The organism is Haloarcula quadrata, from assembly GCF_003634715.1.
Taxonomy (GTDB): Archaea; Halobacteriota; Halobacteria; order Halobacteriales; family Haloarculaceae; genus Haloarcula; species Haloarcula marismortui.
The window spans coordinates 2,006,642-2,028,685 of sequence record NZ_RBWW01000001.1; the positions used below are offsets into that span (position 1 = coordinate 2,006,642).

The window sequence follows — 22,044 nt, forward strand, 5'->3', positions numbered from 1 at the left end:
CTGTGTCTGTCGCCACCTGTCATTGGTCAGTTGTTTCAAAAGCGTACGCGCTTCCTCCACGACTAAAGTCGTGGGCTTCCGCGCTGCTCCCGCTGTGACCCAGAGTAGCCTGAGACAGTCACTATAGGGACATAGGCCCACAGTGCGTTCAGGAGCTATCAAGATTTATTGGCAACTCTGGACAACTATTCAACAAATGTCCCTCCCTGCGGTCATCAGGAAAGATTTCAACGACGCAATCCGCTCAGGAACGTTCCTCGCGACCACCCTGTTGTTCGTCCTCGTCGCCGGATTCTGGGCGGCGATTCAGCACGTCCCGCTGACGGCTTCGGCGAGCGATGTCCCGACTAGCACGCTGGCGCTGCTCAACAGTATGGGTCAGCCGATGAGTTTCTTTGTCCCACTGCTGGGGTTAGGCATCTCCTATGCCGCTATCGCCGGTGAGCGCGACAGCGGGAGCATCAAGCTCCTGCTCGGCCTGCCGAACTCGCGCCGTGACGTTATTTTCGGGAAGTTCATCGGCCGGTGTGCCGTTTTGACTATCGCTATCCTCGGCGGCTATTTTGTCGTCGCTGTCTTCGCACTGTTCACCTACGAGTCATTTGCGGCCGTCAAATTCGTGCTCTACACCATCTTGACGGTCTTCTACGGTGCGGTCTATGTCGCAATTGGTATCGGCTTCTCGTCGATACTGAAGTCTCAGTACACGGCGGTTATTGGTGCGGGGGGACTGTACATCCTCTTTCAGCTCGGGTGGGACGTTGTAACAGCTATTCTGCAGGTCATCACTGTCGGCTACACGCCCCCAGATTCCGGTGCACCTCCGTGGCTGATTGTCGTCCACGCTCTCAACCCGACTGCGGCAGTCGGCTACGCGGCACGGGCGATAATCCCCACGTTCGACGAAATAATGTCCTACCCAGTATCGGCTTCATTCTACCCTCCGAAGTGGGCCGGATTCGCCATTCTTGGGGGCTGGCTCGTTCTATCACTCGGGTTCGGCTACATTCGGTTCCAGTCGGCGGATATAATGTAAAGTTGCACAGTCCGACAACGATGATGGCGTGGTGCGTCCGTTCCCCACTCTGTACTGTCGTGGTCGGGCTCGCCTGTTACTCCCGTCTGGCCGTCGCCGGCGCGAGAATCGCTGTCACGGCCTTGTTCATCGGCGCATCACCCCGGCCTCGGCCGGGTCATCGGTCGCCGGGAGGTCGACCGCCATATCGCCGTGGATACTCTCGACCTACAGCCCATCAGTTTGGAGTGCAGTTAGGTGGTCACCTCTCGCAATGAGGTGGACCTCGTGGCCTGCGTGTGCCAGCCGAGCGCCCAGATGACCGCCAATACCGCCGACGCCGAAGACACAGAGTTTCAGACTCTGTAGGCTTACAGCGGACCGGAGCAAAGGGACTGCGGGCAGTCTGTCGCGGCAAAGCGCAGGCGCCCCCACAGCGGTCAGGAGTTCCGACAAATGAACTCGAATCGCGCACCGCCGCTCTCGCTGTCAGTCGCGATGACCTCCCAGTTGTGGGCGTCGACGATCTGTTCGACGATACAGAGCCCGAACCCGGTTCCGTCATCGGCCGTTGAATAGCCGGGTTTGAACAGGTCTGCAGTCCCGTCGGGGAAGCCCGCCCCGTCGTCCGTGACGTAGAACCCCCACGATTCTGTCCCGACAGTGACGGTTACGTCGTCGCCACCGTGTTCGACAGCGTTCCGAAAGAGGTTCTCCAGTAATTCCAGCATCGCACCTTCGTCGGCTTTGATGCTGTCGTCGGCCTCGGTTTCAAGCGTCGCATCCTGCGTGTCGACCATCGACCAGGCCCGCTGTGAAAGGGCGTTGAGGTCGATTGTCTCGATTTCCGCGGGATTAACGCCCTGTTTGGCGAGCACGAGCAAGTCATCGATGAGCGTGTACATCCGGTCGATGCTCCGCTCGGCACGCTCGAAATGTGCTTCTTCGCCTGTCTCACGTGCGAGTTCGAGCGAGCCGTCAAGGACGTCCAGCGGGTTCCGTAGGTCGTGACTAATCGCGTCCGAGAATCGCTCAAGGCGCTGATTCTGTCGTTCGAGTTCCTGTTCGCGCTGTTTCCGTGCGGAGATATCGCGGGTCGTCACGACGACGTGGTCTTCCAGCGGGCCGTTCGTGACTTGCTGGCCGCGGGACTCTGCCCAGATCCAGTCGCCATCTGCGTGGCGGTACCGGTGCTCGATGACGGCGACGTACCCCGGTTCGTCTATCATCCGGCCGAACTCGGTGAGCGCGTTCGGGAGGTCGTCTGGATGGACGTATCCAAAGAGGTCCGAATCCTGCATCTCGTCTTGCTTGTAGCCGAGGACGCGTTCCACGGACGGACTGATGTACTCAACGTTGCCCTGCTCGTCGAACACAGTGAGCACGTCGGAGGTATGCGTGACGAACTGGCGAAACTGGGCTTCGAAGCGCGGTCGGTCGCTGACATCGCGGGAGGTGAACACCCGGCAATCGCGGTCCGTCTCGGTGTCCTCTGAGACGGTTGTTTCGAGCCAGACCCAGTCACCGTCGGCGTTCCGGAACCGGTACTCAGTCCCGTCGTCCTCACGCTCGCCGGTAAGTGTGGCGAGGACACGATCTGTATCCGCTGGGTGGACGAGATCCAGCCAGTTCGTGCCGACAAGCGACTCCATATCGTACCCCAGTACGCGTTCGATTGCTGGACTTACAAACCGTATTGTCAATTCCTCGTCAGTAACTGCCAGCACCGTGGGTGCCTCAGCTAACACGCTTCGAAATCGTCAGTTGACGTGAGGTACTGGTCTGGCATCAGGTTTGAAGCGGGTCAACGCCCGTGGTAGGACTGTCTGTGGGGTCCGATATCAGTAGTTGGTTCCTAAGTATTCACAGCACGTGATATAATTCCATCGGAGGGAACAAAACTCAGTTCGTCTAATAGTTCGTCCCGATAGCAGAAGCGGAATGCGGCCCATCGGTGACGAAGCTCTCGGTAACGCAACAGGGAGGCTTAAGTTTGGCTAATCCTAAGCCGAAACCACGCCAAGAGACACTCTCACAATGTACGAACACGATGTCATCGTGGTCGGCGCGGGTGGCGCTGGCCTCAGGGCGGCTATTGCAGCGAACGAAGAGGGTGCAGATGTTGCCCTCGTGACCAAGCTCCATCCGGTTCGGAGCCACACAGGTGCCGCGGAGGGTGGAATCAACGCCGCCCTTCAGGAAGGGGACTCCTGGGACCTCCACGCGTACGACACGATGAAGGGGTCCGACTACCTCGGCGACGCCCCTGCCATCGACACCTTCGCCAAGGACGCTCCGGAAGAGGTCATCCAGCTCGAACACTGGGGGATGCCCTTCTCGCGTGAGGACGACGGCCGCGTCTCTCAGCGACCGTTCGGTGGCCTCTCCTATCCGCGGACGACGTACGCGGGTGCCGAAACCGGTCACCACCTGCTGCACACGATGTACGAACAGGCGGTCAAGCGCGGCATCGAGGTGTACGACGAGTGGTACGTGACCCAGCTCGCGGTCACCGACCACGACGACCCCGAGGACCGTGTCTGTCACGGCTGTGTCGCCTACGACATCAAGTCCGGCGAAATTCAGGGCTTCCGCGCCAACAACGGCGTGATTCTCGCAACCGGTGGGCTGGGACAGGCCTTCGACCACACCACGAACGCCGTCGCCAACACCGGCGACGGCTGTGCGATGGCTTACCGCGCCGGCGTCCCGATGGAGGACATGGAGATGATCCAGTTCCACCCGACGACGCTGCCGTCCACGGGCGTCCTCATTTCTGAGGGGGTTCGCGGTGAGGGTGGTATCCTCTACAACGACAACGAGGAGCGGTTCATGTTCGAACACGGCTACGCCAACAACGAGGGGGAACTGGCCTCCCGCGACGTGGTCGCCCGTGCTGAACTGACGGAGGTCAACGAGGGCCGCGGCGTCGAGGACGAGTACGTCGACCTCGACATGCGCCACCTCGGCGAGGAGCGCATTCTCGACCGCCTTGAGAACATCCTCCACCTCGCGGAGGACTTCGAGGGCGTCGACGGCCTCGACGAGCCGATGCCGGTCAAGCCCGGCCAACACTACGCCATGGGCGGCGTCGAAACCGACGAGAACGGCGAGACGTGCATCGACGGCCTCTACGCGGCCGGCGAAACTGCGTGTGTTTCGCTGCACGGCGCGAACCGGCTCGGGGGCAACGCCCTGCCGGAACTGCTCGTGTTCGGTGCCCGGGCCGGCCACCACGCCGCCGGCAAGGACATGAAGACCGCCGAAATCCAGACTGGCCCGTCCGCCAAGAGCGAACCCGGCGACGTGGAGCCGCCGGTCGACCCCGGCGCAATCGACGCCAGCAGCGGCGACGTCGCCGCCGACGGAGCCGCCATCGAACCGAAAGCGGTGCTCGAAAGCACTGTTGAGCAGGAACGCCAGCGCATCGAGGACCTCATCGAATCCGACGGCATCAACCACGCCGAAGTCCGCGCAGACGTACAGGAGACGATGACTGACAACGTCAACGTGTTCCGGACTGAAGAAGGCCTTGAGAAGGCCCTTCGGGACCTCCGGTCGGCGCGCAAGGAGTACGAGAATGTCGCCGTCGAAGACCCGTCCCGGACCTACAACACGGACCTTATCCACACCATCGAGACTCGCAACATCCTCGACGTGGCCGAGGCCATCACGCTCGGCGCGCTTGCCCGCGAAGAGTTCCGCGGCGCACACTGGCGTGCTGAGCACCAGGAACGCAAGGACGAGGAGTGGATCAAGCACACGATGCTTGCCTGGAACGAAGGACAGCCAGAGCTGTACTACAAGCCCGTCATCCTCGAAGGCGACGAAGAGACCTACGAACCGAAGGTCCGGTCGTACTGACGACCTGACCGTCGGCTGCAATATCTGTTTCTGCGAATTTCAGGGCGCGCCGACGAGGACGAACGTGCTCTCGGTGTCGCCGTTGTGGATTGTCCGTTCTGCCTCCGGCGGGAGCTTGATTGCGTCGCCCGCTTCCAGAGACACGCTTTCGCCGTCAACCTCGACGGTGGCTGTCCCCTCGACGAGGATGTACACCTCCTCATGGCCTTCGTCGGCGTGATCGTGTGGCTTGCCAGTCCAGCCGGCCTCACAGTCCAGTACAGTGACGCCGACCTGCTCACAGTCCAGCGGGTCTCGGAGGAAATGCATCGCATCTGCGACCGGTTCCACGTCGGTGTAGTTGACTTTCGTGTAGCTCACATCCACTGCTGTCGCTGGCCAGCACAAAGTAAGTTGTTGTGAATCCGAAAAGAAAGAGCGCAGGGGCGATACCACTCACACCCTGTGCGTTGCCGCTGGAAGGCACAGACCAGCGTCCGGTTAAATCGCAGCAGAGTATCAGGAGTTTTGGGTGCGGAAACACCCGGAATCATCACTTACTTGGTTGTCAGGAACGTATTACGGGTAGCTTGGAAGGGTGGCTCAGTGGTAGAGCGCTACCAGCCAACATGCCAGAATCGGTTGGTGGTTACCCCGCAAAGGGCTCCGCGTGGTTCGACTCCCGCCCCTTCCATTTTTGTGTCTCGCTGATAGCGACTCCAGTCTGTTTTCTCAGCAGCACCTCAGTCGGCCGTATCTGATGGGTCGCTAATCAAGAACTACGGTACCGCTGAAAGTTGGAATTGACTGTCGGCGGTGAGGTAGTGCAAGGCGTCGATGTGGGAGCCGACGCCTCACAGGAAGTGGAAAGGTAAGGAATGTGGGGGTGGGGGGTGGGGGTGGTGCGGCACCAGTATGGTGCCTGTTAGAAACAATGCGGGGAGCTGTATAAAAAGTCACCGCTGTGGTTATCATATCTGATTATTCGATAGGTCGCCAGTACCGGATTCCACGCCATTGGTGCAGAGAATATTCGGAGAAATAGCGGCGCCGTATCCCGGTTTCAGTCAGCTACTTATGCGTGAACAATACAACGCTCCCGTCGTTGATCGTTGTACAGAGATCCATCTCGAAATCGAGATTGAGGGACGTGAACTCCTGCTTGCAGACGACCATATCGTCGAACGGTTCTTCACAGGACGGACAGGCCACGGCCGTCGTGTTCTGGTAGGAAGCGATCGCCTCGTTATCCTCGCGCGGCGTTAGCGACGAGCGGAGTTCGTCAAAATCGTCCATGTTCGGGCTACCGCGGGCGTACGGCATAAATCATACGCCGCCCCAGCACCAAGGTATTAAAGTTGACTTGTGGTAATACAACCACAATGAGTTCACCCGGTGGCGGCACGCGCTTTGCACTCGTCGCAGGAACCACGGAAACCGCAGGTCGGGCGGGGATCAGCGCCGCCGGAGCCGATCCCGAACTAATGTCGGTAACGCCCGCCGCAGACGCTGAATTAGTGACATACGGCACACCAGTTCGGACGGACGTGACACCAGTCAGTCCGAGCGGCTGTCCGACGCCGGCACTTGTGACACGGGCCGCCCGAGAAGTCCTTGGATTTGATGTCACAGTTGTCGATGGCGGACTGGCCGAGAAAACGGGGGCGCCAACAGTCTCAGTCGGCGCACGCCCGGGAAAAGACATCGCAGAGCAGGACCCGGTGTCGACGGCCCACGGGGCGTTCGCGGCCGCCAGACAGTTCGGCCAGTCGCTCCCGGCCGACGAGCTGTATCTGGGCGAAACCATTCCCGGCGGGACGACGACGGCACTCGGCGTCCTCCGTGCGCTGGGCGAGGACGGGATGGTCTCCTCGTCGCTCCCCGAAAACCCCACAGCGCAGAAATCGGAGGTGGTCGCCGAGGGACTGCAAGCCAGTTCGCTGGAGCCGGGCGACGCCGCAAACGAACCGAAACGGGCGGTTCGCCGGATGGGTGACCCCGTTCTGGCAACGCTCGCCGGGCTGACCGCAGGGGCCGTCGAGAGCGATACCGCAGTGACGCTGGCCGGCGGCAGCCAGTGCGTCGCCGTCGCTGCGCTGGTCCGCCACGGCGGCTACGAGGGACCGCTCGGACTGGCGACAACAAGCTACGTGGCTGACGACGAGAGCGCCGACGTGCGGGCGTCGGTTGACAGACTCGACCTCGACCTGACGGTAACGGACCCCGGCTTCGACCGGAGCGACCACGTCGCGATGGAACGGTTCGTCGCCGGCGAGGCCAAGGAGGGGGTCGGGATGGGCGGCGCGCTGGCGCTGGCCGACCGCGCCGGCATTCCGATGGCAGAGGTTCGGGACCGCTTTGCGGCCATCTACGATGACCTGATCGGCGACGCACCCACAGCAACGGCCGAGGAGAGGACATGAAGATGGAGGGGTTCGTTCTCGCCGGCACAAGCTCCGGCGTCGGCAAGACCGTTGCCACGCTGGCGACCTTGACAGCGCTCGAAGACGCCGGGTATCAGCCCCAGCCGGCCAAGGCTGGCCCGGACTTCATCGACCCGAGCCACCACGAGGCGCTGGTTGACGAGCCCTCGCGGACGCTCGACCCCTGGCTCGCAGGCGAGGACGGCATGCGCCGGACCTACTGGCGCGGCACGGGCGATATCTGCGTCGTGGAGGGTGTGATGGGCCTCTACGACGGGACGAAGACATCGACGGCAGCGGTCGCCGAGGGGCTGGACCTCCCGGTCATTCTGGTCGTAGACGCGAAGGCTGGCATGGAGAGCGTCGCCGCGACGGCGCTCGGGTTCGCGCAGTACGCCGACCGCATCGGTGTCGACATCGAGGTGGCCGGCATCCTCGCACAGCGCGCCCACGGCGGCCGGCACGCCGACGGTATCAGGGACGCGCTTCCCGAGGATCTTACGTACTTCGGTCGAATTCCGCCGATGTCAGACCTTGAGATTCCCGACCGCCATCTGGGGCTACACATGGGCTCAGAGGCCGGGCTCGACCGTGACGCACTCTCGACAGCGGCAGAGACCATCGATGTCGAGCGGCTGGTCGAAACGGCACGGGCACCACCGGAAGTGGCGACTACGGAGCGAAATACTGGCGACTCGCCGGCTGACCGCCGGGTCGCCGTTGCACAGGACAGCGCGTTCTGTTTCATCTACCCCTCAGTACTCGAACGACTCCGGTCTGAGGCGTCCGTCGAGCCGTTCTCGCCGGTCGCCGGTGACTCAGTGCCTGATGCCGATGCGATATATCTGCCCGGCGGCTATCCAGAACTCCACGGCGAGTCGCTCGAAACCGGCGACACACTCGATGAAATAGCCGTCCGTGCCGCTGATGGCGTCCCCGTCTACGGCGAGTGTGGCGGTCTGATGGCGCTGTCGGAGTCGCTGACGACGACCGACGGCGACACCTACGAGATGGCCGGGGTCCTCCCCGCGGACATCGAGATGCAGGACCGGTATCAGGCGCTTGACCACGTTGAGTTAGAAGCACGGACAGACACCGCCGTGGCCGCGTCCGGAGCGCACCGCCGCGGACACGAGTTCCACTACTCCGCTGCGGCCCTCGGCAGCGATGCGTCGTTCGCTTTCGACATGGTTCGGGGCGATGGTATCGACGGCGAACACGACGGCCTCACAGAATACAGCACCATCGGGACGTACTGTCATTGCCACGGCGAAAGTGGCGCGTTCGACCGTCTGCTTGCAGTGCCCTCGAAGGATATCTGACGTACGGCCAGCCGTCGGACGCGTGGCTGACTGCCCGCAACCTTTTTTTCGACAGACAGCGTCGTTCTGATAATGAACGAGTTGCGCGACCTACTCGGAGACCTGGTCGCAGACGTCGACGCCGTGTTCCTGTTTTCCCCGAACGCGTCGTTTTTCGAGGAGTTCGACGACGTCGATGAAGAAATCGTCGTTGTCGGCCCGGAGAACACTCTCGATGCGGAACCGTTTGTCGAGCTACCGATCGATTTCACCGACCTTGAAGGCCGCCTCCGCTTCGGTATCGAGGGCGCACTGGAGCAGGGCATCGTCGACGAGGGCGACGAAGTGCTCTGTGTGACCGAGGTGCTGGACGGGGCCGAGAACACGCTCGTGCGGGTCCAGACCAACGATTTCTCACCCTCCGGCGTGTACGACATGTTCGTCAACTCGCGGGCGGACGCAAGTGTCGTCCGTGATGTCTTCGAGGTCGCCATCGAACTGGGGAAGAAAGGCCAGAAGGGCAAGCCTGTCGGCGCTCTGTTCGTCGTCGGCGACGCCGGCAAGGTGATGAACAAGTCCCGGCCGCTGTCGTACAACCCTTTCGAGAAGTCCCACGTCCACGTCGGCGACCCCATTGTCAACGTGATGCTCAAGGAGTTCTCGCGGCTCGACGGCGCGTTCGTCATCTCCGACGCCGGCAAGATTGTCTCCGCATACCGGTATCTCGAACCCTCCGCGGAGGGGGTCGACATCCCCAAGGGCCTCGGGGCCCGGCACATGGCGGCCGGCGCGGTCACCCGTGACACCATGGCGACGGCTATCGTTCTCTCCGAGAGTGACGGGCTCGTACGGGCGTTCAAAGGCGGGGAGTTAGTCCTCGAGATCGATCCCGAGGAGTACTGAGGATGCAGTTTGGTTTCGACTGGGCAACCATCATCCGGCAGGTGTTCTCGCCACAGGGAACGTTCGTCTTTTCGCTCGTGGTACTGGCGTTTGGCATCGTGCTCGGCTATCTCGTCTGGCGCTCGTCCCGGCGGTTCATGCGCGAACTCGGTGTGCCAGAGGCAGTTGAGGGGACACCGTTCGAGCGGACGGCGCGGGGACTCGGCACATCAACTGTCGGCATCGTCTCGAACCTGGCGGCGCTGTTTATCTACATTACGACGGTCACCGCCGTCCTCAACATCGCGCAACTGACAGACCCGGAACTGTACTGGGCCCGCTTCACGTCGTTCCTACCTGACCTGTTTATCGCCCTGTTCGCCGTCATCATCGGCCTCATCGCGGGCGACAAGGCCAAGCTCATCGTCTCCGAGCGACTGCGCAGCGTCAAGATGCCCGAGGCGACGGTCCTGCCCGAACTCGTCAAGTACAGTATCTTCTATCTGGCAGTACTCATCGCACTCGGGCAACTGGGCGTCGAAACCCTTGCGCTGCTCATTCTCCTCGGGGCGTACGCGTTCGGGCTGGTGTTCGTCTGTGGACTGGCACTGAAGGACATCCTGCAGGCCGGTGCAGCCGGTCTTTACCTCCTGTTGACAGAGCCATACAGCATCGGGGACGAAATTGTCATCGGTGACCAGAGCGGCATCGTGCAAGAAGTCGACATCCTCGTCACGCGTATCGAGAGCGACGGCGAGGAGTACATCATCCCGAACAAGCGCGTGTTCAACACGGGTATCGTCCGTATTCGCGGCTAAGTGAGGTTACGCTTCTTCGGTTGTCTCGTCGTCCGCGCCCAGCGGTTCGGCCGGGACGCCAGCAACGGTCGTCTCTGGCGGCACGTCGGCAGTCACGAGCGAGTTCGCGGCGACCTGTGCGCTTGGGCCGATTTCGACGCCGGGAAGCACAATCGCGCCCGCACCAATCATGGCCCGTTCGCCGACAACGACTTCGCCAGTGCGGTACTCATCCTGTAGGAACTCATGACACAGCAGCGTCGCGTCGTAGCCGATGATAGCGTGGTCCTCGACGGTGATGAGTTCCGGCCAGAACACGTCCGGCGTTGACTCCAAGCCCCACGCGACGCCGTCGCCGACAGTGACACCGAGTCGCGAGAGCAGCCAGTTCTTCAGCCGGAGGCTCGGCGAGATGCGACAGACGAGGATGACGACGTAGTTGACCATCACCCGGAGCGGGTGTTTGGCGTCCGGCCACGGGAACAGGGAATTGTGCGGGCCGGGCGTCGGGTGCTGGCGCAGCCGGTCGTGTCGTGGACCACTCACGTCCGTCGTATACGGGGCCGCGATAATCAAACCCGTCGGCTCGCAGGCGGTCACCGCGTCCAGAACGTCGGCGTCAGCATCACCAGCACGGGGACGATTTCGATTCGGCCGACCCACATCAGCAGTATCATCAGCACCTTGCTCGACCGGGCGAATCCCTCGTAGGTCCCGTAGGGGCCGGCCTGCCCGAACGCCGGGCCGATGTTGAAGAACATCGACGCCGCAGCACTGAGTCCCTCGAACTCGGTTATCGGCGCGCTCGCTCGCTCACCGTCGGCGACGAGCAGGACCGTCCCGATTATAAAGAATACCAGCGCGACCAGCGTGTAGGCGTACACATCCCGGACGGTATCCTCGCCGATAGCCTCGTTGCTGAGCCGGACCGGGCGGACGCTCCGCGGGTAGGCCGAGACGTTGAGGTCACGCCAGAAAGACTTGGTAACGACGAGCCAGCGCAGGGTTTTGATAGAGCAGGTCGTGCTTCCGGCCATCCCACCGATGAACATCATGACAAAGAGGATGTTCTTCGCACCGGCCGACCAGGTATTGAAGTCCGTTGAGGCGTAGCCCGTCGTCGTGACGATGGCGGCGGTCTGGAAGACGGCGTGGCGAACCGTCGCCCCGACGCCACCGGTGAATCCCTGATCGAGCACGAGTAGGCCGCCGATGAGCAGGGTGCCGACCCCGAGAATCCCCACGTAGAAGTGGAACTCCTCGCTCTGCCGGAGTCGGTCAGTGTCGCCCCGGACGAGCGCGTACAGCAGGACGAAGTTCGTTGCGCCGACGATCATGAACAGCGTCACCGCCCACTGGACGGGCGGGGAGAACGCGCCGATGCTCTCGGCCCGTGGGGAGAAGCCAGCCGTCGCGATGGCGGTGAACGCATGAGCAATCGCGTCGAAGAGGGTCATCTTCGGGGCGAGGCCGCTCACTCCCAGCGCGAACAGAATAGCCGCCGCAGCAGCTGTCAGACCGAGATACAGCAACCCCAGGATGCGCGCCGTATCCTCGATGCCGGGCGTAAGCTTTGTCACATTCTCGGTCCGCGTCTCCGTCTCCATGAGCTGTGCGCCGGCGACCGAGAGCCGCGAGAGCACGGCCGTCGCGAGCAACAGGACGCCGAGGCCGCCGAGCCACTGGAGGACCTGCCGCCACATCAGCAGTGCCTGCGAGTGGGCGTCGAAGTCCCGGATAACGGTCGCGCCCGTGGTGGTGATGCCGCTCATTCCCTCGAACAGCGCGTTGACGGGGGTGGCGAAGACGCCGGTCCCCTCAAGGAACAGCGGTATCGCGCCGACCACGGCGATGGACAGCCAGGCCAACGACACCGTCAGGAACGCCTCGCGGTCGTCGATGCGCTCGCGCTGGAGGCGAGCGAGCGCTGTGCCGACGCCCAGCGTAATCGCTATCGTGACGAGATACGGTAGCGGCGACTCACCGTACAATACAGCCACCAGTGCGGGAATCACCAGCGGAACGGCCAACCACTGCAAAATCGCACCAAGAACGTTCAGCGACGACCGCACGTCGACAGTGGTCAGTGCCAAGGGCGTTCACCGCCCGGCGATTTTCCGGCGCGTGACCGCTGACGCTGCCACCACGCGCTCAGTCCGCGCCGCCGCGGATGTCGTCCATATGGTCGATACGCTGCTGGACGAGGTCGGCCGTACCGATGTCGTGGCGGACCCGAAGCCCCTCCGTCCCGGCCCGCTGAAGCGCTTCTTCGGCGATGGCCTCCGCGTCGCCAATCGTTTCTGCGAGGCCGACAACGGCGTAGGAGCGAGAGGTAGTCGTGTAGATACCGTCCTCACGGTCGTCGACGCTGGCGTAGCACAGCAGCGCCTCCGGGGCCGTCTCCGGGTCGTCACCGGACTGCTTGCGGTGGTCGTTGACGACCTCCGCGATGACGTCGTCGTCGATTGGTACCTTCGCCCCGGCGTCGGGGTCGGTCGGGTAGCCGTCCGGGACGGCGTACTTGCAGACGGTCGCCAGCGGGCGGAAGGAGAGCTGTGGCAGGGGGTCGTCGTCGCGTGCGGCGGTCAGTACGTCGAGGAAGTCCGTGTTGAGCACCGGCAGCGTGTTCATCGCCTCGGGGTCGCCAAAGCGAGCGTTGAACTCCACGACGCGTGGCCCAGTCTCGGTGAGCATGAACTGCCCGTAGAGGACGCCCTTGTACCCGTCAAGGGCCTCAACGGTGGCCCGGAGCACGTCGACGGCGTCCATGTAGTCGTCCTCGTCCATGAACGGCAGGTGGAGGCTGGCGTCGGAGTAGCTCCCCATCCCGCCGGTGTTTGGTCCCTCGTCGCCCTCGTAGGCACGCTTGTGGTCCTGCACTGCTGGCGTGACGCGCAGTTGCCCGTTTGCGACAAACGCCTGCACGGTGAACTCCTCGCCGACGAGGCGCTCTTCGAGGACGACGCGGTCGTAGTCGGAACTCCGGAGGTACTCCTTGGCCTCCTCGGCAGTGCACTGGTCGCCGATGACGCGGACGCCCTTACCGCCGGTCAGCCCGGCGGGCTTGACCGCGAGGTCGCCGTCGTACTCGTCGATGTACTCGCAGGCGGCGTCCATGTCCCCGAACGTCTCGAAATCCGGACAGCCGGGGATATCGTGTTCCCGCATGAACCGCCGCTGGAACGCCTTGTCCGTCTCGATGCGGGCCTCCTGCTCCTGTGGCCCGAATGTGTAGATACCGGCGTCGTCCAGCGCGTCGGCGACACCTGCGGCGAGGGCCGCCTCGGGTCCGATGACCGCCAGCGTGGCGTCGACCTCTCGAGCGTAGGTCGTCACGGCTGTCGGGTTGGTCGTATCGAGTGCCTCGAAGCCGTCGGCGAGGGCGACGATGCCCGGATTCCGGTTGCCGGCACAGGCGTACAGCTCTCCCGGCGAGTTCCCGAGCGAGCGCGCAATCGCGTGTTCCCGGCCGCCGCCACCCACGAGCAGCACTGTCTCTGACATACCCGAAGGCCGGATGGGCTCTCACGTAAGTATTGTCTTTTCGCCGGTTTGCGCTGACTGTGGCAGTCGTTTCTGTGTCGAGCGCGCTCGTGTGCAGGTCCACCGGACGGAGACCGGGAGCTACTTTGCCCGACTGTCTGACACACAGAGATACGTCCCCTCCCCGCCCCTTCATCGACCCCGCGACAGGAGAGATAGACAGGGCCCAGATACTCTCAGAGGCCATGCCACTCGCGAAGCTCATCGGCGTGTTCGTTGCCGGGAGCCTCCCTCTCTATGCAATCGCGTTCTTCGGTGCGGAGAACTCCGTACTGGGTGTAGTACTGGCCCTGCTCGGTAATTTCATCCTCGCCATCGGAGCCGGTGTCGTCCTGATGTACGTCCTTGCCCGTGGAATCCGGCTGGCTGGCGATTGAGGCGTCGCTGCCGGCGTCGCGTTCCTTTTCACCGCGGCGCTCCCAGCCACGGGTATGAGCGACGCCACGGACCCGACGGCCCGAAACCGACTCGACGAGGCGGAGAGCCCGTATCTCCGCCAGCACGCTGACAATCCGGTCAACTGGCAGCCCTGGGACGAGACAGCCCTGGAAGCCGCCAGAGAGCGGGACGTTCCCATTTTCCTCTCGATTGGTTACGCAGCGTGTCACTGGTGTCACGTCATGGAGGAGGAGAGCTTCGAGGACGAGGCCATTGCCGAACAACTCAACGAGAACTTCGTCCCGATAAAGGTCGACCGCGAGGAGCGGCCGGACCTCGATTCGGTGTACATGAGTATCTGTCAGCAGGTGACCGGTGGCGGTGGCTGGCCGCTATCGGCCTGGCTCACGCCGGAGGGGGAGCCGTTCTACGTCGGGACATACTTCCCGCCGGAGGAGAAGCGCGGGCAGCCAGGCTTTGGCGACCTGCTCCAGCGCCTTTCAGGCTCGTGGTCGGACCCCGAGCAGCGCGCGGAGATGGAGAACCGCGCCCAGCAGTGGACCGAGGCAATCGAGAGTGACCTCGAAGCGACGCCGGCTGACCCTGAGGACCCCGCAGAGGACATCATTCAGACCGCCGGCACCATCGCCCATCGCGGGGCCGACCGGCAGGACGGCGGCTGGGGCTCCGGCGGCCCAAAGTTCCCCCAGAACGGGCGACTACACGCATTGCTGCGGGCATATGCTGACGGTGGGCAAGAAGACTACCTGAACGTCGTCGAGGAGACGCTGGACGTGATGGCCGACCGGGGGCTGTACGACCACGTTGGTGGGGGCTTCCACCGCTACGCGACAGACCAGCAGTGGGCCGTGCCGCACTTCGAGAAGATGCTGTACGACAACGCCGAGATTCCGCGGGCCTTTCTCGCCGGCTATCAGGCCATCGGCTCGGAGCGCTACGCGTCGGTCGTCCGGGAGACATTCGAGTTCGTCCAGCGCGAGCTGCAACACCCCGACGGGGGCTTTTTCAGCACGCTAGACGCTGAGAGCGCACCTCCTGATGACCCGGATGGTGACAGCGAAGAAGGGCTGTTCTACGTCTGGACGCCCGAGGAAGTCCACGAGGCTGTCGACGACGAGACGGACGCCGAGGTTTTCTGTGACTACTTCGGCGTCACGGAGCGGGGCAACTTCGAGGGCGCGACGGTGCTGGCTGTCCGAAAACCGGTAGCTGTGCTGGCCGAGGAGTACGACCGGAGCGAGGATGACATCACGGCGAGTCTCCAGCGCGCGCTAAACGAGACGTTCGAGGCCAGAAAGAGCCGACCGCGACCGGCCCGCGACGAGAAGGTGCTGGCCGGCTGGAACGGCCTGATGATTCGGGCGCTCGCTGAGGGCGCGATTGTCCTCGACGACCAGTATGCAGACGTGGCCGCCGACGCCCTCTCGTTCGTTCGGAAGCACCTGTGGGACGCCGACGCGGGACGACTCAATCGCCGGTACAAGGACGACGACGTGGCTATTGACGGCTATCTGGAGGACTACGCGTTCCTCGGCCGCGGCGCGCTGACGCTGTTCGAGGCGACCGGCGACGTCGAGCACCTCGCCTTTGCGATGGACCTCGGCCAGGCAATCACGGAGGCGTTCTGGGACGACGAGCAGGGCACGCTCTTCTTTACCCCGACCGGCGGCGAATCGCTGGTCGCACGGCCCCAGGAACTGACCGACCAGTCGACGCCGTCGAGCACGGGCGTCGCCGTCGACCTCCTGCTGTCGCTGTCCCATTTCAGCGAGGACGACCGCTTCGAAAGCGTGGCCGAGCGGGTCATCCGAACCCACGCCGACCGCGTCTCCTCGAACCCGCTCCAGCACGCCTCGCTCACGCTGGCGACGGACACCTACGAGCAGGGCGCGCTGGAGGTCACGCTGGTCGGCGACCAGTCAGACTACCCGACTGAGTGGACGGAGACCCTCGCCGAGCAGTACATCCCGCGGCGCTTGCTGGCCCACCGGCCAGCCGAGAAAAGTCGTTTCGAGCAGTGGCTCGACACACTGGAGGTGGACGAGTCGCCGCCGATCTGGGCCGGCCGCACGCAGGTCGACGACCGACCGACGGTGTACGCCTGCCGGAACTTCGCCTGTTCACCGCCGAAACACGACCTCGGGACAGCGTTAGACTGGGGCGAAACGGCCGACGATTCGGAGTAAAGTTACGCCATCGCGTTTTCGATTTTGTCAGCGAGATACACCGCAATAGGGACCGGCTCTTCCTCGACGAATCGGGCGATCTCCTCGCCGTCGTGTTCGACGACGACCGTCGGAATGAGTTCGATGTCGTACGCCTCGACCTCCGGGCCGGTCTTCGAGCCGTCGTCTTCCTTCTCGACGGGGTAGTGGTGGACCTGCCCCTCTGGGACACCCGCGGCTTTCAGCGCCGCCCCGAAGTCGGGAAGCTGCGCCCGGCAGTCCTTACACCAGTCGCCGCCCCAGATCTTGTACTCGAACTCGTCAGCGTAGCGTGTGAGAACGTCGACGGTGTCAGCGTAGGCGTCTTCGACCCACACCGGATTCGGCTCCATGGTTTCGAGCGTCTGACTCATAACCGGCTGTATGTAGTCAGGGGGCTTGAAATCCCCGGCCACGAATTCCGCGAGTCAGACGAGCTTCAGCTAATACATCGGGATTTCAGTTGGGATAGGGCTGGACGCGCTAGCGGTCGACTGGAACAGTCGTCCGAATGTCTCGCGACGAGCGGCCGATTTCGACGGTGTACGTTCCGGTGTCGACCGTCCAGCCGGAATTCGGGTCGTACCGGGAGAACGCCAGGTCGTCCAGCGTCAGTGCTACCGTCTTCTGTTCATCAGCATCTAACTGTACAGCCTCGAACCCGGCGAGTTCGCGCCGTGGGCGGTCGACGCCGTCCACGGACGGCGGTCGGACGTAAGCCTGAATTACTTCTCGGCCCGGCCGGTCGGCGGCGTTCTCGACTGGAACTGCGACCGTCCGCTCGCCTGTGGTTTCGGCATCGCCGTATTCGAACGTCGCATACGAGTGGCCGTGACCGAACGGATAGGTCGGGTCGGCGTCTTCGTCGTCGAAGTGTCGGTAGCCGATAAAGACGCCCTCATCGTAGTGGACTTCGTCGTCGACACCGGGGTAGCGGCGTTCGGCCCCAGCGGTCGGAAACTCGCCTTCTGGGGCGAACGTGACCGGGAGCCGGCCGCTCGGGTCACGGTCACCATAGAGGACGGCGGCCGCTGCGTCCCCGTCCGCCTGCCCGGGGTACCACTGTTCGAGGACCGCGGCCACGTCCTCGCGCCACGGGAGTTCCACGGGGCCGCCGGACCTGACGACGACCACAGTGTTCTCGTTGGCGGCCGCGACGGCCGAGACGAGGTCGTCTTGCTGGCCCGGGAGCGCCAGTGAATCGCGGTCCCGCGCCTCCGTCGTCGCATCGCGGACAAACACCACGGCGACATCGGCTGCCGCGGCCGCGTCGACGGCGTCGTCGAGCGACGGGTCCTGTTGGGTGATGTCCGCTGCCGTACCGTCGGTATCGTCGTCCTCACCGACAAACGGCAGGAGGTCGAACAGCGAAACGGACTCTATCTGCGGGACGCCGAACGCTGTCGTGACTGCGCCTTCTGCGCGGGATTCGATTCCCGCGACTGGTGTAGCCGAGTGGACCGGCGTCGTTTCGGAAGAGCCGCCCCCGCCCAGTTTCGGCTCGTCGATGTTTGGTCCGATGACAGCCACGTCCGCTCCGTCAGCCAGCGGCAGGACCCCGTCGTTATCGAGCAACACCGTTCCGCGGGCCGCCACGTCCGCAGCGATATCTCTGTGTCGCTGGCTGTCGAGTTCGCCCGCTTGGTCGTCGCTTGCACCGTCTTCGGCGGCGGCACGGCTGCCGTCCAGTCGCCCGAATCGGTCCATCTGACCGAGAACCCGCCGGACCATGTCATCAAGGCGTTCGGCCGGAACCTCGCCGCTGTCGATGGCTTCGACGAGCGGGTCGCCGAACAGGCCTGCGCGGGTCGCGTCCGGGATGCCGTCGGGCCACTCGAACTCCTCGGCATCATCCGCAGTGTCGCTGTTGGCGGCTTCCGCTGCCCCGGGGGCCGCCACCCCGGGCATCTCTACGTCCATGCCTGCGTTCGCCGCGCCGACAGTGCTCTCCAGCCCGTACCAGTCCGAGACGACGTAACCGTCGAACCCCCACTCGCCTTTGAGTACGTCGCCGACGAGGCGCCCGTGGTCACTCATGTGTGTGCCGTTCACTCGGTTGTACGCCGTCATCACCGACCCGACGCCAGCGTCAACAGCCGAACGGAACGGTGGAAGATACAGCTCTCGGAGCGTCCGTTCATCCACTTCGGTGCTGACGGTCGTGCGATGTGTCTCCTGGTTGTTGGCGACGAAGTGTTTCACTGTGGCGACGACATCAGCGGACTGGATGCCGTCGATAAGGCCGGCCCCGACAGCGCCGGCGTGGACTGGGTCCTCGGAGAGATACTCGAAGTTGCGGCCGCAGTGCGGGACCCGGATGATGTTCACGCCGGGCGCGAGCAGCGCGTCCTGTCCGAGCGCCGCTGCTTCGCGGCCCATCGCCGCCCCCTGTTGTCGGGCCAGATCGGGGTCAAACGTTGCTGCTGTCGCAATTGACGCCGGAAAGGCAGTCGCACGCTGTCCCTCGGCGCGGATTCCCAGCGGCCCGTCGACGAGGCGAAACGGCGGAATCCCGGCTTCCTCGACACCCGAAAGGTACCCCGTCGCTGTGCCCTCCGGGTCGGTTGCACCGCGAACGAGAGCGAGTTTCTGTGGACGGGACAGCCGGGCAAGTACCGCTTCAATGTGGTCGTCATCGGCCATACCGGAGTTCACGGCCGGGCGGGCCTTAGAGTGTCGACTGGTCAGGACGGCGTCTCGGGCGATTGGACCGACTGCGTTTCGAGCCCCGAAACAACGAGTTTCGCGCCACCGGACCGGCTTTCGGTCATCTCGACGGCCCACCCGTGAGATTTGACGACGTGCTGGACGATTGCCAGTCCGAGGCCGGTTCCCGACTCGGAGCTGGTAACGCCGTGTGTGAATATCTCCTCCCGTTCCTCGGGTGGGACACCGGGGCCGTCGTCGCCGATTGTGAACCCGTCCGAGGTGGCGTCAACACGTATCGTTACTCCTGTGCCCGCCGGTTCTACGCTGTTGTCGGATTCCGGCCGACTGTGCCCGTGCTCGGTACTGTCGTCGCCCCCTGGTCGACCGCCTGTGGAGCCATGCTCCACGGCGTTCCGAACCACGTTTTCGAACAGTTGCAGGAGCTGGTCACGGTCGCCGGTAATTTCTCTGTCGCCGTCGATTTGTAGCGTTGCCTCGCCGGTGTCGACGTGGGCCCAGGCCGCCTTTGCCAGCGCCGAGAGCCGTAGCTCGACTCGGTCGGTCGTCTTCTCGTCGCGAGCGAAGGCGAGCACCTCGTCGATGAGGCTGCTCATCCGTTCGTGGGCTTCCTCGACGCGGTCGAACTCCTCGGGGTCATTGCGTTCTCGGGCCAGTGCCAGTCGCCCCGAGGCCACGCTCAGTGGGTTCCGAAGGTCGTGTGAGAGGACGGCGGCGAACTGGTCGAGCTGCTGGTTCCGGCGTTCGAGTTCTCGCTCCCGCTGCTTTTGTTCGGTGATTTCGTGGACGAGAAACACGCGCCCGACCAGTGTGTCGCGGGAGTCATACAGCGGGGTGAGTTGGACATCGAAAAACCGGTCGCGCTGCTCGATAACGGCCTGTGTTTCCTTGGCGTCGTCGTTCAGACCGCGGTACTTTTCCAGTAGCTCGGGCGACGTTTCGAGCGCGTCCTCGACGGATTGGCCGACGATAGTCTCCTCTCGAAGTAGCTGGCGGCCGGCGTCATTGGCCTCGATTATCTTGCTGTTCGTGTCGACGACGAACACGGCGCTGTTGAGCGACTCGACGACCTCTCGATAGGCGACCGGTGAGATGTCCAGCAATCGCCCCCTGAAGAACGCCCACGAGAGGGTGAGCCCAGTGCCCGCCAGCAACAGCGGTGTGAGTTCGATGCTGGTGTCGCCGAAGATGCTGAGGACGCTCCCGAACCACGGGAGGCCGATGGCCAGCAGGACGGCGTACACTTGCTTCCGGTACAGACCGCCGGAAACGAGTGCGTAGTGGATGATGAGCGCACTTGATACGGCGATAAGTGCGTAGGAGTACACCAGATGGCCCCAGAAAACAGGCCCGCCGGTGATTTCCCAGCCGTACATAGCAGCGTCTGTCGGGCCAGAGATACTGTATATCGCGCCGTCGGGGCCGACAAACAGTGCAGCAAAGAACACGATGGGTTCGACAGTCAGTAGCGCGACGGTCCGCCGGCTGAGATAGCGGTCGCGGTCGGTGTAGGCCAGCGCGAATGCGAACAGGCCGGCCATCGCGGGCATCACACCGACGAACACGCCGTACGCGAAAAGCAGCGCCAACTCAGTCCCGCGCGTCAGGACACCGGCCGCAACACAGAGGTCCCATATCGAGAGGCCGGCGAGCAGAACCGCGAGTGCGGTCCCGCCGCTGTAGTCGCGCCGCCCCCACGCGTACACCGACAGCGTCCCGAGGACAACGGCCACAGCCAGCAGGAGAAAGGCGTACGCAACGAGCAGCGTGGCCATTACCGTATAATCCGGCCCAGCAAGTAAATGGGTTCCGCCCAGTTCGAGGGGTTTACACACTCGCTCGGCATACCGGCGGGTATGCCTGTCGACAAGCAGGAGTTCGACGAGATACTGTCGTTCGAGCTCCACGAGCCCGCGGACATTCTCGACCCCGACAAACTGTACACCATCCCGGAAATCGCCCGCCTGCTGCAGGGCCTCCCGGCAGATGCCCAACTTAATGAAGCCAACGAGTCTGTGTTCATCGACTGGGCGATCCCGTGGATGATCTTCAATCAGGACGACCTCGTGATCGCCGACCCGCAGGACGATGATGTTGTCGGGCTGTACGGCCTCGCTGAGTCATGAAGCTCCTCGTTGCCGGCAGTGACCGGGTCGACGCGGGCAAGACCACGTTCAGCGTCGGCCTGCTCGAACGGACCAGCGCTCAGGGGTTCAAGCCCAGAGCGGGCAACAACTACTGGTTCGACCACGACGACTATCAGCGAGCGACAAACGAGGGGCGGCTGTACGGCAAGGACGCCAAGCGCCTCGCGGCCGCGTCACCGAGCGATGTCGCACCGGAAGAGATCAATCCGATTCACCGCCTCTGGCACCCCTCACCGGGAGCCGAGACGGGCCTGCTCGGGAAAGAAAACCAGCAGTTCGTCGTGGACCGGGTCGGCCGCCCGAGTACGGAAACGGGCGTCGAATATGTCGTCAACGGGACTGTCGACATTCCGGAGTCCGTTGCCGAGCGACTCCCGCTTGCCGATGCGCCACGAGTAACCTCGATCGCCGATTTCAACGACCTGATGCGGGTGATGCACGTCGAGGCGCTGGAGTCGGTCGCCGCGGATATCGAAGCGACGGACCGGGCAGTCATCGAATCCTACGGCGATGTGGCTCGGCCGCTGTCAGGTATCGAACCAGATGCCGTGGCCGTCGTCGAACCCGGCCGAGCCCGCATCTACGACGGCGACCGATACAGCAAGGCCTGTCAGATCGCCACCGGTGGTCCCGGCGACGGGCAACTGGAGGAACGAGTGCCGAACGTCGTCGACCTCATCGAACAGGTCGCGGCAGTACGGCTCCCCGCGCTCGACAGCGAGCAGCGCAGTGACCCGGCAGCTGTCGCCAATGCGTACGACCACGCCTACGACGCGCTGCTGGCCTGTGCGTTCGACTAAAAGCTGTGCGCTGTCCCGCGATC

At 63.6% G+C, this 22,044-nt stretch carries 20 protein-coding genes and 1 tRNA gene; 11 read left to right on the forward strand and 10 right to left on the reverse strand.

Annotated features, from left to right (window positions below; translation table 11 throughout):
* Positions 1 to 196: 196 nt before the first annotated feature.
* Positions 197 to 1,036, forward strand: coding sequence for an ABC transporter permease (locus BDK61_RS10225; RefSeq protein ID WP_121303173.1), 840 nt, complete (start codon positions 197 to 199; stop codon positions 1,034 to 1,036).
* Between the two features lie 207 nt (positions 1,037 to 1,243).
* Here BDK61_RS10225 and BDK61_RS23845 read toward each other — a convergent pair whose 3' ends face one another.
* Together BDK61_RS23845 and BDK61_RS10235 are read right to left on the reverse strand one after the other, a co-directional pair.
* Positions 1,244 to 1,450, reverse strand: a complete 207-nt coding sequence (locus tag BDK61_RS23845) for a 2-dehydropantoate 2-reductase (protein WP_244209836.1) — start codon at positions 1,448 to 1,450, stop codon at positions 1,244 to 1,246.
* Positions 1,451 to 1,455: 5 nt separating this feature from the next.
* Positions 1,456 to 2,763: a sensor histidine kinase gene (locus tag BDK61_RS10235; RefSeq protein WP_341866877.1), complete on the reverse strand. Its 1,308-nt coding sequence runs from the start codon at positions 2,761 to 2,763 to the stop codon at positions 1,456 to 1,458.
* 289 nt (positions 2,764 to 3,052) lie between these two features.
* Between BDK61_RS10235 and BDK61_RS10240 the strand changes: the two genes are divergently transcribed.
* Positions 3,053 to 4,879 (forward strand): FAD-binding protein, encoded by a 1,827-nt coding sequence (locus tag BDK61_RS10240; RefSeq protein ID WP_007190158.1) that lies wholly within the window; start codon positions 3,053 to 3,055, stop codon positions 4,877 to 4,879.
* Between the two features lie 39 nt (positions 4,880 to 4,918).
* Here BDK61_RS10240 and BDK61_RS10245 read toward each other — a convergent pair whose 3' ends face one another.
* Positions 4,919 to 5,239 carry a cupin domain-containing protein gene (locus tag BDK61_RS10245; protein ID WP_007190157.1) on the reverse strand — a complete coding sequence of 107 codons (321 nt, stop codon included), beginning with the start codon at positions 5,237 to 5,239 and terminating at the stop codon, positions 4,919 to 4,921.
* Positions 5,240 to 5,450: 211 nt separating this feature from the next.
* On the opposite strand from BDK61_RS10245, the gene BDK61_RS10250 reads away from it, so the two are divergent.
* Positions 5,451 to 5,552 (forward strand) — tRNA-OTHER (locus BDK61_RS10250).
* A gap of 377 nt (positions 5,553 to 5,929) precedes the next feature.
* Here the strand turns inward: BDK61_RS10250 and BDK61_RS10255 are convergent.
* On the reverse strand, positions 5,930 to 6,154 hold the full coding sequence (locus BDK61_RS10255) for a DUF7385 family protein (RefSeq protein ID WP_049919159.1): 225 nt from the start codon (positions 6,152 to 6,154) through the stop codon (positions 5,930 to 5,932).
* Positions 6,155 to 6,240: 86 nt separating this feature from the next.
* Between BDK61_RS10255 and BDK61_RS10260 the strand changes: the two genes are divergently transcribed.
* From BDK61_RS10260 to BDK61_RS10275, 4 genes are all read left to right on the forward strand, one after another.
* On the forward strand, positions 6,241 to 7,281 hold the full coding sequence (locus BDK61_RS10260; protein WP_011223445.1) for a nicotinate-nucleotide--dimethylbenzimidazole phosphoribosyltransferase: 1,041 nt from the start codon (positions 6,241 to 6,243) through the stop codon (positions 7,279 to 7,281).
* 2 nt (positions 7,282 to 7,283) lie between these two features.
* Complete coding sequence (locus BDK61_RS10265; RefSeq protein WP_121303928.1) at positions 7,284 to 8,603, forward strand: cobyrinic acid a,c-diamide synthase; 1,320 nt, start codon at positions 7,284 to 7,286, stop codon at positions 8,601 to 8,603.
* A gap of 72 nt (positions 8,604 to 8,675) precedes the next feature.
* A complete protein-coding gene (dacZ, locus tag BDK61_RS10270) occupies positions 8,676 to 9,485 on the forward strand; it encodes a diadenylate cyclase DacZ (RefSeq protein ID WP_004960990.1) in 810 nt (269 codons plus the stop codon).
* A 2-nt stretch (positions 9,486 to 9,487) separates the two neighbouring features.
* Entirely contained in the window at positions 9,488 to 10,282 is a 795-nt protein-coding gene (locus tag BDK61_RS10275) for a mechanosensitive ion channel domain-containing protein (protein WP_004960988.1), read from the forward strand.
* A 6-nt stretch (positions 10,283 to 10,288) separates the two neighbouring features.
* On the opposite strand, the gene BDK61_RS10280 is transcribed toward BDK61_RS10275, so the two are convergent.
* The 3 genes from BDK61_RS10280 to purD are packed head-to-tail and all read right to left on the reverse strand — an operon-like array spanning position 10,289 to position 13,765.
* Positions 10,289 to 10,837: an acyltransferase gene (locus BDK61_RS10280; RefSeq protein WP_208644683.1), complete on the reverse strand. Its 549-nt coding sequence runs from the start codon at positions 10,835 to 10,837 to the stop codon at positions 10,289 to 10,291.
* Between the two features lie 20 nt (positions 10,838 to 10,857).
* Positions 10,858 to 12,354 carry a TrkH family potassium uptake protein gene (locus BDK61_RS10285; RefSeq protein WP_121303175.1) on the reverse strand — a complete coding sequence of 499 codons (1,497 nt, stop codon included), beginning with the start codon at positions 12,352 to 12,354 and terminating at the stop codon, positions 10,858 to 10,860.
* Between the two features lie 58 nt (positions 12,355 to 12,412).
* Entirely contained in the window at positions 12,413 to 13,765 is a 1,353-nt protein-coding gene (gene purD / locus BDK61_RS10290) for a phosphoribosylamine--glycine ligase (RefSeq protein WP_121303176.1), read from the reverse strand.
* A gap of 224 nt (positions 13,766 to 13,989) precedes the next feature.
* Here purD and BDK61_RS10295 point away from each other — a divergent pair, with 224 nt between their 5' ends.
* Together BDK61_RS10295 and BDK61_RS10300 are read left to right on the forward strand one after the other, a co-directional pair.
* On the forward strand, positions 13,990 to 14,181 hold the full coding sequence (locus BDK61_RS10295; RefSeq protein ID WP_244209756.1) for a hypothetical protein: 192 nt from the start codon (positions 13,990 to 13,992) through the stop codon (positions 14,179 to 14,181).
* Between the two features lie 54 nt (positions 14,182 to 14,235).
* Positions 14,236 to 16,389 carry a thioredoxin domain-containing protein gene (locus BDK61_RS10300; RefSeq protein WP_121303177.1) on the forward strand — a complete coding sequence of 718 codons (2,154 nt, stop codon included), beginning with the start codon at positions 14,236 to 14,238 and terminating at the stop codon, positions 16,387 to 16,389.
* A gap of 2 nt (positions 16,390 to 16,391) precedes the next feature.
* Here BDK61_RS10300 and BDK61_RS10305 read toward each other — a convergent pair whose 3' ends face one another.
* From BDK61_RS10305 to BDK61_RS10315, 3 genes are all read right to left on the reverse strand, one after another.
* Positions 16,392 to 16,781 carry a thioredoxin family protein gene (locus BDK61_RS10305; RefSeq protein ID WP_007190149.1) on the reverse strand — a complete coding sequence of 130 codons (390 nt, stop codon included), beginning with the start codon at positions 16,779 to 16,781 and terminating at the stop codon, positions 16,392 to 16,394.
* A gap of 109 nt (positions 16,782 to 16,890) precedes the next feature.
* Positions 16,891 to 19,050 carry a beta-glucosidase gene (locus BDK61_RS10310; RefSeq protein ID WP_121303178.1) on the reverse strand — a complete coding sequence of 720 codons (2,160 nt, stop codon included), beginning with the start codon at positions 19,048 to 19,050 and terminating at the stop codon, positions 16,891 to 16,893.
* Positions 19,051 to 19,091: 41 nt separating this feature from the next.
* Positions 19,092 to 20,849, reverse strand: coding sequence for a histidine kinase N-terminal 7TM domain-containing protein (locus BDK61_RS10315; RefSeq protein WP_121303179.1), 1,758 nt, complete (start codon positions 20,847 to 20,849; stop codon positions 19,092 to 19,094).
* 27 nt (positions 20,850 to 20,876) lie between these two features.
* Here BDK61_RS10315 and BDK61_RS10320 point away from each other — a divergent pair, with 27 nt between their 5' ends.
* Together BDK61_RS10320 and BDK61_RS10325 are read left to right on the forward strand one after the other, a co-directional pair.
* Positions 20,877 to 21,200, forward strand: a complete 324-nt coding sequence (locus tag BDK61_RS10320) for a DUF5827 family protein (RefSeq protein ID WP_004960968.1) — start codon at positions 20,877 to 20,879, stop codon at positions 21,198 to 21,200.
* Positions 21,197 to 22,021 carry an ATPase gene (locus BDK61_RS10325; protein ID WP_121303180.1) on the forward strand — a complete coding sequence of 275 codons (825 nt, stop codon included), beginning with the start codon at positions 21,197 to 21,199 and terminating at the stop codon, positions 22,019 to 22,021. The genes BDK61_RS10320 and BDK61_RS10325 overlap by 4 nt, the downstream gene beginning before the upstream one ends.
* Positions 22,022 to 22,044: the final 23 nt, after the last annotated feature.

Bases quoted from the DNA above. Each gene is read 5' to 3' on its own strand.
- BDK61_RS10320 (WP_004960968.1), top strand. From the start codon at position 20,877: ATGGGTTCCGCCCAGTTCGAGGGGTTTACACACTCGCTCGGCATACCG.
- BDK61_RS10295 (WP_244209756.1), top strand. From the start codon at position 13,990: ATGCCACTCGCGAAGCTCATCGGCGTGTTCGTTGCCGGGAGCCTCCCT.
- BDK61_RS10265 (WP_121303928.1), top strand. From the start codon at position 7,284: ATGGAGGGGTTCGTTCTCGCCGGCACAAGCTCCGGCGTCGGCAAGACC.
- dacZ (WP_004960990.1), top strand. From the start codon at position 8,676: ATGAACGAGTTGCGCGACCTACTCGGAGACCTGGTCGCAGACGTCGAC.
- BDK61_RS10305 (WP_007190149.1), bottom strand. From the start codon at position 16,781: ATGAGTCAGACGCTCGAAACCATGGAGCCGAATCCGGTGTGGGTCGAA.
- BDK61_RS10275 (WP_004960988.1), top strand. From the start codon at position 9,488: ATGCAGTTTGGTTTCGACTGGGCAACCATCATCCGGCAGGTGTTCTCG.
- purD (WP_121303176.1), bottom strand. From the start codon at position 13,765: ATGTCAGAGACAGTGCTGCTCGTGGGTGGCGGCGGCCGGGAACACGCG.
- BDK61_RS10255 (WP_049919159.1), bottom strand. From the start codon at position 6,154: ATGGACGATTTTGACGAACTCCGCTCGTCGCTAACGCCGCGCGAGGAT.
- BDK61_RS10240 (WP_007190158.1), top strand. From the start codon at position 3,053: ATGTACGAACACGATGTCATCGTGGTCGGCGCGGGTGGCGCTGGCCTC.
- BDK61_RS10300 (WP_121303177.1), top strand. From the start codon at position 14,236: ATGAGCGACGCCACGGACCCGACGGCCCGAAACCGACTCGACGAGGCG.
- BDK61_RS10325 (WP_121303180.1), top strand. From the start codon at position 21,197: ATGAAGCTCCTCGTTGCCGGCAGTGACCGGGTCGACGCGGGCAAGACC.
- BDK61_RS10225 (WP_121303173.1), top strand. From the start codon at position 197: ATGTCCCTCCCTGCGGTCATCAGGAAAGATTTCAACGACGCAATCCGC.
- BDK61_RS10260 (WP_011223445.1), top strand. From the start codon at position 6,241: ATGAGTTCACCCGGTGGCGGCACGCGCTTTGCACTCGTCGCAGGAACC.
- BDK61_RS10310 (WP_121303178.1), bottom strand. From the start codon at position 19,050: ATGGCCGATGACGACCACATTGAAGCGGTACTTGCCCGGCTGTCCCGT.
- BDK61_RS10315 (WP_121303179.1), bottom strand. From the start codon at position 20,849: ATGGCCACGCTGCTCGTTGCGTACGCCTTTCTCCTGCTGGCTGTGGCC.